General features: G+C 42.4%; 13 protein-coding genes. 1 reads left to right on the forward strand and 12 read right to left on the reverse strand.

What is annotated here, in order from left to right; translation table 11 throughout:
* Window positions 1–51: 51 nt before the first annotated feature.
* From IGI44_RS14680 to IGI44_RS14735, 12 genes are all read right to left on the reverse strand, one after another.
* Window positions 52–750 (reverse strand): LrgB family protein, encoded by a 699-nt coding sequence (locus IGI44_RS14680; RefSeq protein ID WP_438789006.1) that lies wholly within the window; start codon window positions 748–750, stop codon window positions 52–54.
* Window positions 731–1,159: a CidA/LrgA family protein gene (locus IGI44_RS14685; protein WP_438788486.1), complete on the reverse strand. Its 429-nt coding sequence runs from the start codon at window positions 1,157–1,159 to the stop codon at window positions 731–733. The genes IGI44_RS14680 and IGI44_RS14685 overlap by 20 nt, the downstream gene beginning before the upstream one ends.
* Window positions 1,160–1,327: 168 nt before the next feature.
* Window positions 1,328–1,756: a peptide-methionine (R)-S-oxide reductase MsrB gene (gene msrB / locus IGI44_RS14690; protein WP_216409547.1), complete on the reverse strand. Its 429-nt coding sequence runs from the start codon at window positions 1,754–1,756 to the stop codon at window positions 1,328–1,330.
* 151 nt (window positions 1,757–1,907) lie between these two features.
* Complete coding sequence (locus IGI44_RS14695) at window positions 1,908–2,465, reverse strand: Maf family protein (protein ID WP_438788488.1); 558 nt, start codon at window positions 2,463–2,465, stop codon at window positions 1,908–1,910.
* A 19-nt stretch (window positions 2,466–2,484) separates the two neighbouring features.
* Complete coding sequence (mutL, locus tag IGI44_RS14700) at window positions 2,485–4,485, reverse strand: DNA mismatch repair endonuclease MutL (RefSeq protein ID WP_438788490.1); 2,001 nt, start codon at window positions 4,483–4,485, stop codon at window positions 2,485–2,487.
* A gap of 15 nt (window positions 4,486–4,500) precedes the next feature.
* Window positions 4,501–7,056, reverse strand: a complete 2,556-nt coding sequence (gene mutS / locus IGI44_RS14705; RefSeq protein WP_438788491.1) for a DNA mismatch repair protein MutS — start codon at window positions 7,054–7,056, stop codon at window positions 4,501–4,503.
* Window positions 7,056–7,442: a YlbF family regulator gene (locus IGI44_RS14710; protein ID WP_438788492.1), complete on the reverse strand. Its 387-nt coding sequence runs from the start codon at window positions 7,440–7,442 to the stop codon at window positions 7,056–7,058. The genes mutS and IGI44_RS14710 overlap by 1 nt, the downstream gene beginning before the upstream one ends.
* A gap of 15 nt (window positions 7,443–7,457) precedes the next feature.
* Complete coding sequence (locus IGI44_RS14715; protein ID WP_438788493.1) at window positions 7,458–8,252, reverse strand: TIGR00282 family metallophosphoesterase; 795 nt, start codon at window positions 8,250–8,252, stop codon at window positions 7,458–7,460.
* 139 nt (window positions 8,253–8,391) lie between these two features.
* The gene (locus IGI44_RS14720; RefSeq protein ID WP_438788494.1) at window positions 8,392–9,468 is read right to left on the reverse strand and encodes a hypothetical protein; all 1,077 of its coding nucleotides are present in this window, start codon (window positions 9,466–9,468) and stop codon (window positions 8,392–8,394) included.
* Window positions 9,461–10,579: a DUF4352 domain-containing protein gene (locus tag IGI44_RS14725; protein ID WP_438788495.1), complete on the reverse strand. Its 1,119-nt coding sequence runs from the start codon at window positions 10,577–10,579 to the stop codon at window positions 9,461–9,463. The genes IGI44_RS14720 and IGI44_RS14725 overlap by 8 nt, the downstream gene beginning before the upstream one ends.
* A gap of 406 nt (window positions 10,580–10,985) precedes the next feature.
* Window positions 10,986–11,765 carry an HAD family hydrolase gene (locus tag IGI44_RS14730; protein ID WP_438788496.1) on the reverse strand — a complete coding sequence of 260 codons (780 nt, stop codon included), beginning with the start codon at window positions 11,763–11,765 and terminating at the stop codon, window positions 10,986–10,988.
* Window positions 11,766–11,780: 15 nt separating this feature from the next.
* The gene (locus IGI44_RS14735; protein WP_438788497.1) at window positions 11,781–12,419 is read right to left on the reverse strand and encodes a DNA alkylation repair protein; all 639 of its coding nucleotides are present in this window, start codon (window positions 12,417–12,419) and stop codon (window positions 11,781–11,783) included.
* A gap of 362 nt (window positions 12,420–12,781) precedes the next feature.
* Here IGI44_RS14735 and rpsD point away from each other — a divergent pair, with 362 nt between their 5' ends.
* Window positions 12,782–13,393, forward strand: coding sequence for a 30S ribosomal protein S4 (gene rpsD / locus IGI44_RS14740; protein ID WP_016181608.1), 612 nt, complete (start codon window positions 12,782–12,784; stop codon window positions 13,391–13,393).
* Window positions 13,394–13,557: the final 164 nt, after the last annotated feature.

Genomic DNA, 13,557 nt, shown 5'->3' on the forward strand with positions numbered 1-13,557 from the left:
AAAAAAACTCCTTCACGCTTCATTTTAGCAAAAGAGCGCAAGGAGTTGGTACTAAAGACCTTCGAACAAACGAAACAAAATCGGCAGTAACATCACTGTCACCACGCCATTCACACAAATGCACAGTCCAGCAAGAATGCCTTCCAGCTCACCGATCTCGATCGCTCGACCCGTACCAATCGCATGAGAGGTGCTACCTAAAGCAATCCCTTTGGCTACAGGACTCTGAATATTGAAGAGCTGAAAAATCTTCGTTCCGACTAAAGCACCGAAGATTCCAGTCGAAACAACGATCGCCAAAGTCACTGGCGAAATGCCGCCCATCTGATTTGAAAGATCAACAGAGATCGCCGTTGTCACTGATTTTGGCAACAGCGAAACAATGATTCCCTGTTTCAGCGAGAACAAACGACCAATTCCAACACTTACTAAGCAATTTAGAACAACACCAACTAAGGTTCCCAAAATTACCGGCAAAAAATATTTCTTCAGCTTATCGAAATTTTGATAAAGTGGCAGTGCTAAAGCGACTGTCGCCGGTGTGATCATCATGGTAAATAAATTGCCGCCTTTGTTGTACTCCTGATAGCTGATCCCACTAAATTTCAATAAAATGATAATAATGACTACACTTGCAATCAAAGGGTTAATGAAAGGAATGGTAATTTTGCTTAATAGCTTATCCATTGCCACATAAATCAACAACGTAAGAGCTAAACCAAAAAGTGGATTACTCGCCAGCGCTGAAATCATCCGCTTCACCTCTCAAATTCTCGACCTTCTCAATTAGCCGTGATTTTTTTTCATCGCTCTTCATACTGAATTTTTCGACTAACTCGGCCGTTTTCCCAACAGCAATGAGAGAGAGTAATGAACAGACAACTACTGTGCCTAACAAAATCGGCCATGTATATTTAATTGCTCCATAATATTGCATCAACCCGACACCAGCCGGCACAAATAGAATCGTTAAATGATTCAATAGAAAGTTTGCGGTATCCTCAATCGCCGAGGGCTTCAAAAGTTTTGACTGAAAGGATAGGAATAACAGTAAAATACCGATGATACTTCCCGGAACCGGCAACTGAAAAAATAGCCGTACACCTTCTCCAACAATAGAATAGAGGAACAACAAGCTTAATTCTTTAAATAGTTTCACACATATCGCCTTTTCTAAAAATAGGATAGTTCTAGTATAGCGAAAAAAGCAAGCGACTCTCTCCAAGTTTTGTTGTAATTTCATGCATTTTCTGAAAAGGGATTATCGCTAGCGACTGAATACAACTAGACAAGCACTAAAAAAAGTGCGCCGATCTCTCGGCACACTTTATTTCACAAGCTCTTTATATTGACCGTAGCCGGCTGCTTCCATCTCTTCGACTGGAATGAAACGCAACGCTGCGGAGTTGATGCAATAGCGCAAGCCGCCTTGATCTTGAGGACCATCGTTAAAGACATGGCCTAAATGGGAATCAGCTTCCTTGCTGCGGACCTCTACTCGATGCATGCCATGAGAGAAATCTGCCTTCTCAGCTACTCCGCGCTTTTCGATTGGACGGCTAAAAGCTGGCCAACCACATCCAGCGTCATATTTGTCACTAGAAGAAAACAACGGTTCGCCACTGACGACATCAACATAAATACCTTTTTGATAGAAGTCGTCATATTTTCCAGAAAATGGACGTTCTGTCGCATTCTCCTGCGTCACTGCGTATTCCATTGGTGAGAGTTTCTTTTTCAATTCTTCTTGCTCCATGATTCTTCCCCTCTTTCAAGCTTACTTGGAACACGCTGAGCATACACCCGTTGAGAAAAAGTTTCGAAGAATATGCTCATAGTTTATCCGATTTACTGCGAAAAGCTAAAGAACACCGAACCATTCTGTTTCGGTGTTCTTCGTCATTTTTCTAGTAAGTAAACTTTTTCAGCATTTGATTCACTGCACCAACGGGAAAACCGACAATGCTGTAATAATCGCCTTCGATTTTTTCAACAAAGACACCAGCGCCGTTTTGAATACCGTAGGCACCCGCTTTATCCTTGTAGTCATCACTATCGAGATAGCGATTGATTTCCGCATCGGTCAACGAATAAAAGGTCACGGTAGCGGAAGTTAACTTTTTCTCTAGTTGATCCCCCTGACGAATTACCACAGAAGTATAAACCAAATGACTGCCGCCGCTCATACTTTTCAGCATGCCGAATGCTTCTTCTCGGCTTTTGGGTTTGCCTAAGATCTGTTCGTCTAGTACAACAACAGTATCACTGGCGATTACTAACGCTTCTGGGTGCTCAGCAGCAACCACGGCCGCTTTTTGCCGCGCCATCTCCATCACGTAATCCTTTGGTGCATACTGATCTTTAACTTCTTCATTAATATCAGCAGGCTGAATGCTGAAATCAGCCATCAGCCAGTGGAGTAATTCTTGTCTTCTTGGTGATTGTGAAGCTAAAATAACGGTCATACATCTGCTCCTCTTTAGACTAGTGTGGGTCTTGAATTCGTTTGAACATATGCTCCATATCGCTGTTGCTGAAATGAATCAATACCGGACGACCATGGGGGCAATTAAAGGGATTTTCGCATTGAGCCAAATCCGTCAACAAGACGCGCGCTTGTGCTTCGTTCAAATGATGATTGGCTTTGATGGATCGTTTACAGCTCATCATGATCGCTGTCGCTTCTCGGAATTTTTTGACACTGACAGAACCAGTGATTAAAAGCATATCGATCATTTCCCGAATAATGCTTTCCTCTTGTCCTGCCGGATACCACGTCGGGTGGGCCCGTACGATAAAGCTGTTAGGACCAAACTCTTCTAAATAAATACCGACTTCCTGCAGTAATTCGGTTTTCTCTTTCAGTTTGATAGCATCATTGTTGGGATAATCCAGAACAAATGGCACCAGCAACTCCTGCAGATCATCAGAAACGTCGCCAATTTTTTCGCGGAAGTATTCGTATTTGATCCGCTCTTGTGCCGCGTGCTGATCGATGATATATAAGCCGTCTTTACTCTGGGCAAACAAATATGTCCCATGCATTTGACCGAAATATTCCAGCATCGGGAAGCGTTCCTTTGGCTGTTCATTTTCCAGTTTCGTGATGGCCTGTTCAATCACCTTTTCACCTGATTGAGTACTTAGATCAAATTCAGGATGATCGGCATTAGCCGCTTCCTCATAAACTTGCTCTTCTTCCGAGACCACTTCTTCAATCAGCGGTTCCGGTGTTTCTTCCACGATCGTCGCTTTCTCTTGTTCTGTTTCAAGTGGAACAACCATCGTTTTCTTAACGATTTCTTCCTTTAATGGTACCGGTGTTTCGACGGGCTCTGCTGGTTTCGGTTCGACGTAAAAAATCCCCGTTTTAGGATCATAGTTCAAATCACTCTTTTTCTTCGGCTGCTCCTCTAACGGCAGGTCCAATTGTTCCGTTTGGATTTTTTCGACCTTACGTTTGAAGCTGGGATTTTCACCGACATCAGGAATCAAATTGATCTGGCGCAGACTCTCAGCGATTCCGCGACTGATCAGCTCCATCAATTCTTTTTCTTTAGACAAACGAACTTCTTGTTTCGTTGGATGCACATTTACATCGACGAGTAGCGGGTCCATCGTAATCTCAAGTACCGCAATTGGGTACCGACCCACCATCAACTTCGACTGGTAGCCGTTGATGATTGCCTTGTTCAGTGCATAGTTTTTGATATAGCGACCATTGATGATCACCGATAAATAATTGCGGCTGGCCCGCGTGACTTCTGGTAATGACACATAGCCATTCAACGTGAAATCTAAATCTTTCGCTTCGACCTTCAGCATTTTTTTCGCCGTGGCTACGCCATAAATTCCAGCCAAGGTTTGCTTCAAATCCCCTGTGCCGCTGGTGCTCAGCATCTTGTGACCGTCATGGACCAGACGAAAGGCGATGTTTGGATGACTCAAGGCCATCCGATTGACGATATCCCCAATATTCGACAGTTCCGTTTGCAGCGACTTCACATATTTTAAACGCGCAGGCGTATTGAAAAACAGGTTTTCTACGGTGATTTTTGTTCCTGTCCGCAAGGAAGCTGGACGGTGTTCTTCAATTTTTCCGCCTTTTAAGAAAAGGTAGGAACCCTGTGTTTCATCGGCAGTCGCCGTCTCCAAAGTCATCTCAGAAACAGAGGCGATCGACGGTAAGGCTTCACCGCGGAACCCTAATGTTCGAATACGAAACAGATCATCGCGGTTATGGATTTTACTGGTCGCATGACGTTTAAAAGCATTCTCAACATCGTCTTGACTGATACCCTCGCCGTTGTCTACGATCTGAATTTTTTTCAGACCCGCCTCTTCGATTAGGATATCAATTTGTGTGGCCTTCGCATCAATCGCGTTCTCAACCAGTTCTTTGACGACCGAGGCTGGACGTTCAACGACTTCCCCGGCAGCGATTTGATTGGCTAAGCGTTCGGATAATTCTTGGATCTTTCCCATCGAATTCCCCCTTGTTTAAATCCGTTTTTGTAACTCGTATAGGAAGTTTAATGCTTCCATCGGGTTCATTTCAAGTAGATTGGCTTTTTTGATACTGTCGACTACACCAAGTTCAGCAGTTGACACTTCGCTAAATAGCGAAAGCTGTTCGGTTTCTTCAATGACCTCCACATTTTTTTGCATAGGCGCATCTGATTCTAACGCAGATAAAATTGTTGCTGCACGTGAAAGCAGTTCAGTTGGCATCCCGGCAATTTTCGCAACGTGAATCCCATAGCTTTTATCTGCGGGACCATCCATCAGCTTGTGCAGGAAGACGACTTCGCCGTTTTGTTCGACCGCGCCAACATGAACATTCTTCAACTGAGGCAGACTTTCTTCCAACACCGTCAACTCATGATAGTGGGTTGAAAATAGTGTTTTGGCCTTCACATTTTTGTGGATGTACTCAATAATCGCTTGTGCTAACGCCATTCCATCATAGGTTGCTGTTCCGCGACCTAATTCATCGAATAAAATCAAGCTATTTGGTGTCGCGTGACGCAAGGCTTGATTGGCCTCCATCATTTCCACCATAAAGGTTGATTGGCCGGCAATTAAGTCATCACTGGCACCGATGCGGGTAAAGATTTGATCAAAAATCGGCAGCTCAGCACTTTCCGCTGGGACAAAGCAGCCCATTTGTGCCATGATCACCGTTAAAGCGAGCTGACGCATGTAGGTACTTTTACCGGACATATTCGGTCCAGTGATCAGCAGCAGCATCTCATCAGGACTCATGTGAACACTGTTAGGAATATATTCCTGATGTCCCAAAACCTTCTCCACGACTGGATGACGTCCTTCTTTGATTTGCAGGTTATGCGTCCCAACCTCCATCGTTGGCTGTACATACTGATAACGTTCACTGACAGTCGCGAAGCTTTGCAAGACATCTGTCGCACTCAAGCTTTTCGCAAGTTTCTGCAAGCGAGTAATGGCTTTTTTGACTTCATTTCGGACTTCTAAGAAAAGATTGTACTCAAGCGCAACGGATTTTTCCTCCGCTTCCAAAATCAAGGTCTCTAATTTTTTCAGCTCCGGTGTAATAAACCGTTCCGCATTTGCTAACGTTTGCTTCCGCTCGTACTTGCCCTCTTCTAGGTTGGCAAGATTCGACTTCGTGATTTCGATATAGTAGCCGAATACGCGGTTATAACCGACCTTCAACGTTTTGATCCCGGTGGCTTCACGTTCGCGCGCTTCTAATTCTGCCAGCCATGTTTTTCCATTAGTCATCGCTTCACGGTATTGATCTAGCTGTTCACTATAGCCATCTTTAATGACATTGCCTTCAGTGATTTGCAGTGGCGCTTCGTCCTTGATCGCTTTTTCGATCAAGTTCACTAAATCATCCATTGGTTCCATGTCTACCAATAAATCATTCCATTCCCCTTGATTGATGCCAGTCAATAATTGACGGATCTGGGGCACTTGCATCAGAGATGTTTTTAATTGAACCAGATCACGGCCATTGACATTACCAAAGGCCACTCGACCCGCTAAACGTTCCAGATCATAAACCTTCGTCAATGTTTCGTTCAGGTCCATTCGTTCAAAATAAGCGTTCAATAAGGAAGAAACCATCGCTTGACGGGCATTGATCTGACGCTTCTGGATCAATGGACGATCGATCCATTGCTTCAATAATCGGCCGCCCATCGCGGTTTTCGTTTCATCCAACAGCCATAAAAGAGTGCCTTGTTTTTTGCCGGTCCGAATCGAACGAGTTAATTCCAAGTTGGTTTTTGAGAAATAGTCCAGCTTCAAGAAATGCTCCGGCTGGTATTCTTCTGCTTTTTGGATATGACCTAAGCTGCGTTTTTGTGTGACAGATAAGTACGTCAGTAATTTGCCGGTCGCTTCTTTTTCTAGTTCGTCTGTGATATCAGCGGTCAAGAAGCTGAATTCTGCGTTGTCTTCGATCGTCTCCTGCTTAGAAAAGACTAAGCCCAGACGTTCAGCTAAGTTTTTCTGTAGGCCTTCGGGTATCTCGCTACCTAAAACAATTTCTTTTGTTTGTAAAGCTGTCGCTTCATTCATTACGGCTTCTTCATCATGCAGTAACGCTGTTTTTAATTCACCAGTTGAAAGATCCACATAGGCGAAACCGAATTTATCTTTGACTTGAGTGACAGCAGTCAAAAAGTTATTGGCTTTGGCTTCGATGCCCTTGCCTTCCATCAGTGTTCCCGGTGTGATCAATTGGACAACTTCCCGTTTGACCATGCCTTTTGCCTGCTTCGGGTCTTCCATTTGTTCACAAATGGCAACCTTATAGCCTTGTTCAACTAATGTGTCGATATAGCCTTGGGCAGAATGATGCGGGACGCCGCACATAGGGATTGGATCATCCGCATTCCGATTACGACTGGTCAGAGTCAGCTCTAATAACTGCGAAACCTTGATCGCGTCTTCATTAAAAAGCTCGTAAAAGTCCCCTAATCGGTAGAATAAAAAAGCATCTTTATATTGTTCTTTGATCGCCAAGTATTGTTCCATCATTGGCGTATTTTTCGTCTTTTGAGGCATTAGTGCTCTCCCTCCCTCGTAGCTTCATCTGCTTCTATGGCCGCATTCACTTCTTTTTGGATCATCGTGGTCAAATGCTGAAGCAGGTCATTGGCTTCATATAACTGTTCGCGATACGCGACAACCAATGGATGTTGATCGAATTCCTTAGTCAGGCGATCTGCTTCTTTCAACGCTTCACGCTCGGCTTCTGGTTTGCCGTAATGGGCAAACTGGACCGCGTCTTTTTGCGCAGCTTTGATGCCTTCTTCTAATTGCTGAAGTGTGTCGTTTTCTGCCACTCGCTTTTGGAGCTGCTGGTAGCGTACGATCACTTCATTTTCACCTAATAATGCTGTTAAATGAGATAAAGCCGCTTCGACGGCGGCTTCATTTGCTAGATTCATTTTATCCCTCTGCTTCTATTCTCTAAATGGGCGATCCTCATTGATCAGGATCGTTTCAATTTTTTGTCCGTGGCCATTTTTGTCAATGTCGATCACACAAGCGGATAACACCGTGCGACCTTCTTCAATCACTTCAAACCGCTGCGGCAATGCCGTTAAAAATTTTTCAATGATCGGTTCTTTTTTCATGCCTAAAATCCCGTCATACGGCCCAGTCATCCCAACATCGGTCAAATAAGCGGTGCCCTTTGGTAAAATACGGCCATCATTGGTTTGGACATGGGTATGGGTCCCCACTACCGCTGAGACGCGGCCATCCGCGAACCAGCCCATCGCTTGTTTTTCGCTGGTAGTTTCGCCATGAAAATCGACAAAGATATACGGTGTGCGTTTTTGCGCTTCCGTAATCAGCTGATCAGCGATGCGAAAAGGATCATCCAAATCGGTCATAAATGAACGCGCCTGCAAGTTGATGATCGCTAACTCCAACTCATTCACCTTTACAAACAAATGACCTTTGCCTGGTACGCCTGCTGGAAAGTTTGCTGGTCGGATCATTTTTTTCGCATCAGAAATAAAGTCAAAAATCGCTTTATTATCCCATGTATGGTTTCCCATTGTAACAACGTCAACCCCGTCTTGCAAAAACTTCTTGTAGATTTTTTCCGTAATGCCACGGCCTGCCGCCGCATTTTCGCCGTTGACGATTGTCAACTGTGGATGGTATTTTTTCTTTAATCGCGGTAAATAATCACTCAACATCTGCCGACCTAACGAACCAACAACATCCCCGATGAATAGTAAGCGCACTTTTTTTCCCCTTCTCTAGTTAAGCATCTTGTCTTATTATAGTTGTTTTTGCTTGAAAATAAAAGATTCCATTCATCGTACGTAATGAACTTTAAAATTAAAAAAATTGCAGGCAACATTCACCTGCAATTCTTTGCTTTTAAACTATTTCAGCCGCCTCTTCTTTATTCCAATGCGCCTTCTGTTCACTTTTCGCACGATAGCTTTGGATGTGCTCCCAGTTTTCAGGATCTTGCTGATAGGTGTTGAAATCCAACTCATCCACCAGCCATTTTTTCTGTTCTTCATCATAAACCAGATTGGCGATGGCATTTTGCTTATCCGTGGTCAGCGCTTCATCGATTCCAACCTCCTCAACTAACTGCATCGAACGTTTAAGATCAATAAATACATCTAGTTGAACCTTGGTTTGTCCAGCATTCACCGAGATTGAATCACAATTGAGCTTGACCGATTGAAACTGCTGATCAAAGCTTTTCAAATAGGGTTTTAGCTCCGTAAAGCTCCGTTGCATTGTTTCCCTGTGGGATTTAGAGGCTGCCAACTGAGAAACATTCAAGCCTTCGCGAATGCCTTTATTGAAGGAATCAAAATAATTGACCACTGATGCCAACAGGTGCTTTTGAAATGGTTGATTGTTCTCATACAAACTCGTTTCTTTCACTGTCAGCCGCTGGTCTTCCGCTTCGAGATGGACTGTTTCCTTGGTTTTTTTCAAACCAAATTTTGGATGCGCCATTTCAGAAGACACCTTGTACGTTCCTGGTAGAAAAGGACCAAAAGTATACTTATTCCACTCCTCAGCATAATCTCCAGAGATCTCCTGCTTTTGGATCGTTGCTCGCAGCTCCGTTTCCTTAGGCAGTTCAATAACGAGAAAACGGGCCTTTGGATAAATTTGGGCGGGTTTCAAAAAGGAAGCTCCTTCTTCAACCAAAAAGTTCTCCTCTTTTTTTAAAAGCTCGACAACCTGCTCCTTCTTCAGCTTCTTTAGCTGCTGATAAAAAATAGTTCGTGCCTCTGTGCTAATTTTTTTCTTGTTTGAATAGCTAGGCATATACTGTTTGATTGTTGCGTTATCCTTTTTAAGCAATGCCTTCGCAAGACGATCCACAGTTGCATCCACACTATTATTGTACGTAGAATAGCTGACAAATCCGAAAATAATCACTACGACTACTACGAAGAGTGCCAATATTCCTTTTTTTCTAGTCATTAAGTCCGCCTCTGAAGGCTGCTTTCAAGGATTTGAAATAATAGTTGCGGCTTTCATTTGCGGAATTGATTTCCCACTTGTCATCTTTTTTCTCCAGCTTGACTTGATAGCCTTCACCGTTCATATTGTCATCCGTATTGATTGGTGCTTCATTGATTTTTCCAGGCAATTCCTGTAATAGATATTTCTCAGCATCCCGACGTACACTAGTGTAATCGGTGTATTTCCCTTTGTTTTCCTCTACGAACTTATCTGTGATTGATTTAGTATCGACATCATCTAAAAAGACCATTTCTGGGCGTACGTAGATAACTGCCGTCTCTGGGAAGAATTCCTTAAAGCTGTAAGTCACTTTGCCTTTTTCAGCATTTGTTTGCTGCAGTTGAGTAATGACTTTTTCCAGCTCAGCTGTCGAAGGGTCATACCTTGAGAAATCATCCTTCAAATTATTAATACTTTCTTCCTTAAAGGTCTTACGTTCCGTCTCTAAGTCATTTGCTAATTCAAGCTTTCCAGCAGCTTTCTTGTCCTCTTCTTTCACTTCGTCAGAACCATAAAAGACGCTTGTGATATACTGACCCACCAAGGCTTGGACCGCTTTTGTGTCATCGCTATATTTTTTCGTATTCAGTTCAAGTTCTATTCCGTCGTCTTTTTCATCCTCTGAATAATACATTGGCTTATAATGCAACTCATATTTCGCATCTTTCTTCACTTCAAATACCAATGGTTCTGTAAAACTCTTGTCCTCTGACAAACTCTCACTGCTCATTGTTTTAAAATTATCATTGGAATCATAAACATGCTCTGACGATACTTTTTTCCCTTCTTCGTCGTATAAAGAAAAATCATTCGAGGAGACATCTAATTTGTCTTTTGATTTGTTTTTCACTTTAATATCTAATGCCAAGAAGCCAGTCTCATCATCCACCTTTTTTCCATCGGGTATAATGTAACTACCATTTTCTACACTCATTTCAACCTTTGATGATTGTGCAACATTTTCCTTTTTTTCTGTCTTTTCGGCATCCCCGCCGCCAGAGCAGGCAGTCATTGTTAATAACAAACTACTCAGTAAAATTACCCCGCTAAACACTTTAAACTTTTTCACGTTTCGCCCTCCTAATTCCTTTTATATTAATGTTGATAAAAAAACGCTTATCTCCTACATGATATACGGAAAATATCGCTTCCGTCAACACAGTTAAAGAAATTAACAAGAAACAGACAGAACTTAAAAAAACAAATTAAATTAATGGATAAAAATGTAAAATAAAAGTCTAATAAATATTTATATCTATTTAATTTGTCATTTTCAATTCTTTTTTATTAAGTAATAAACAACATTAAAGTGGTTTTAGTATAAGTAGTGTTTTTAAAAAAGGAAATCAATTTTACCTATTCTCCGCAGCATGTACAATTTATCCATCATACGTTTACATAGACTGCTACGATCGAAACACGCAAAATAAAGAACCGAGAGACAGTGTTCTCTCGGTTCTTCAGCCGGCTAACTATTAATGTACCAATTCTAATTGACGTAAAGCTTTGTAAATCCCATCCTGATCGTTTGTATCGGTCACAAGATTGGCAGCTTCTTTGACGTGGTTTGCCGCATTTCCCATCGCTACACCTGTTCCGGCCAAGTCCAACATCTCGATATCGTTGTTGCCATCACCAAAGGTCACAATGTTTTCTGGTTTTATTCCGACTTTCTTCGCCAAGGCTAAAATCGTTTGCGCCTTAGACCCAGGATTTGGAATGATATCAACGCTGTTTTCATGCCAGCGAACCAAACGAAATTCAGGAAAAGCCGCTTCAAACTCGGCATCCATCGACTGATCATAAAAAGCACAGCCTTGGTATACTTCATGTTGAGAAAAATACTCTGGTTCATACTCTGGTGCTTGCTGACCGAAAGAAGACATCGCATTACGGACTTTCTCTCCATCAAAGTCGGTCACACGACCGAAGGAATCTAACCCAAAGAGCATAATGTCGATTTTCCGTTCACTGGCAAAATCAATCATACGACTCAGTGCTTCACGATCTAAGGTATGCTTATACACCTGCTCATGATCTAAGAATCCAGCGGAACCATTACAAATAATGTAATTCGTACAACCTAACTGATGAATCACATCGCCAGCCAACAAGCGGGAACGTCCCGTCGCAATAGTCACTAAATGTCCAGCCTCACGCAAAACCTTCAACGCCTTCATCGTGCTGTCTAAAGGTTTTCTTTGACTACTTAACAAGGTACCGTCAATGTCTAGTGCGATTAATTTTCTTTCCAAAATATCTCTCTCCATTTATATGTATTTGCTGCCCTCACGTAGGGCTAACTTACTGAATGAATGCTGCTGCATAAACGCTCTTACCCAATCAGGATTCACCTTACTATAATCACGCAATGACCAGCCAATCGCCTTCTGGATGAAAAACTCATCCGTCGTCAGATCCGCCAAGATCGCTTGCGTCAACAATTCTGTATCCGTTTGTTCTTTAAACATCAGCTGCAGATTAATCGCCACCCGCCGGTACCAAAAATTCTCATGTTGATAGAAAAAATGATACACCTGTTTAATCTCTGCCGGATGCGCCAGAACCCACGTTGAAAACACCTTACGCCACGCATCAATACTGTCCCACCAAGTTTTTTCACCCAATAATGGAAGTAATCCCTTTAGTTCCTCCAATGAAAACCGCGTGATGTTCTTTTGGGCTAAATCAATCGCATAATACTGATATTCCCGCTCTTCTTTACGATAGTTGCGAAAAATTTCTTGTATCAGCTCTTCCGTTGATAAGGTGGTACTTTCTTTTAAAAAAGGCCGTTCCAATAGTGCTCGTTGCGGCTTTTTGACCCCGCAAAAGGGAAAAAGATCCTTCATGTACCGTGCCATTGGTGCCGCAACCTCTGGCTGATTCGGAAAAACCAACGCGTCCATCCTTAACCTCCTTCATTGTAGAGAAGTTTCAGAGAATTTGCAAAAGCTTCTTACGCAATTCCACTTCAATCTTTTCGCTGTCTTTGAAAAAAAGTAATCGTTTTTTGCCAGCACCCAACAATTAACACATTTTTTTCAAAAAAGCAACACCTGAACTTGACTCTGCTTGCCCTTTTCCGTTATACTGACATTTGTGTAAAATAATGCAGCAGAAGAATAATAGCCCGTCCCCAGTTCGTTGCCAGTATTGGTTCAATTGTGTAACCGCGGCTGCGAAGGTGAAGATTGAAGAACGAACTACACGGATATGAATTTTTCAACGGATTATTTTACTCCAAAACAATTTATTGGAGGAATTTTTAATGTCACGTTATACAGGACCATCATGGAAACAATCTCGTCGTCTTGGTATCTCATTATCAGGAACAGGGAAAGAATTAGCACGTCGTCCATACGCTCCAGGTCAACATGGACCAAACAGCCGTGGAAAGAAATCTGAATACGGCTTGCAAATGTCAGAAAAACAAAAATTACGTTTCATCTACGGATTAAACGAACGTCAATTCCGTAACTTATTCGTACGCGCTAGCAAAATCAAAGAAGGTAAACACGGTGTTAACTTCATGATCTTACTAGAACGTCGTCTAGATAACGTTGTTTACCGTTTAGGTTTGGCTTCAACTCGTCGCCAAGCTCGTCAATTAGTAAACCACGGTCACGTAACTGTCGATGGCAAACGTGTTGACATCGCTTCTTATGAAGTTGAAGTTGGCCAAGTTATCGGTATCCGTGAAAAATCTAAAAACATGGTTACAGTAAAAGAAGCAGTTGAATCAGCTGTTGGTCGTCCAGCTTTCGTAAGCTTTGACGATGAAAAATTAGAAGGTTCATTATCTCGTTTACCAGAACGTGATGAAATCAACCCAGAAATCGACGAATCATTAGTCGTTGAATTCTACAACAAATTAATGTAAGACTTCTTACAGACACTCAAGTCCTTGGCAGCAGGGATTTGGGTGTTTTTTTATTATCTAAAAAAACTGTTTTAACTCTTTCGTTTGAAACTATGATAGAAATCTTATAAAACACAACTTTAAGCAGGCTCTTGTGGGGTCTTTTAGCAACTTGTTGGCAGCTA

Source organism: Enterococcus sp. DIV0756, assembly GCF_051710745.1.
Classification (GTDB): Bacteria; Bacillota; Bacilli; order Lactobacillales; family Enterococcaceae; genus Enterococcus_A.

Coding starts and splice junctions, on each gene's coding strand:
- mutS (WP_438788491.1), bottom strand. CDS start 7,056: ATGCCTCAAAAGACGAAAAATACGCCAATGATGGAACAATACTTGGCG.
- IGI44_RS14720 (WP_438788494.1), bottom strand. CDS start 9,468: ATGACTAGAAAAAAAGGAATATTGGCACTCTTCGTAGTAGTCGTAGTG.
- msrB (WP_216409547.1), bottom strand. CDS start 1,756: ATGGAGCAAGAAGAATTGAAAAAGAAACTCTCACCAATGGAATACGCA.
- IGI44_RS14735 (WP_438788497.1), bottom strand. CDS start 12,419: ATGGACGCGTTGGTTTTTCCGAATCAGCCAGAGGTTGCGGCACCAATG.
- rpsD (WP_016181608.1), top strand. CDS start 12,782: ATGTCACGTTATACAGGACCATCATGGAAACAATCTCGTCGTCTTGGT.
- IGI44_RS14710 (WP_438788492.1), bottom strand. CDS start 7,442: ATGAATCTAGCAAATGAAGCCGCCGTCGAAGCGGCTTTATCTCATTTA.
- IGI44_RS14695 (WP_438788488.1), bottom strand. CDS start 2,465: ATGACCGTTATTTTAGCTTCACAATCACCAAGAAGACAAGAATTACTC.
- mutL (WP_438788490.1), bottom strand. CDS start 4,485: ATGGGAAAGATCCAAGAATTATCCGAACGCTTAGCCAATCAAATCGCT.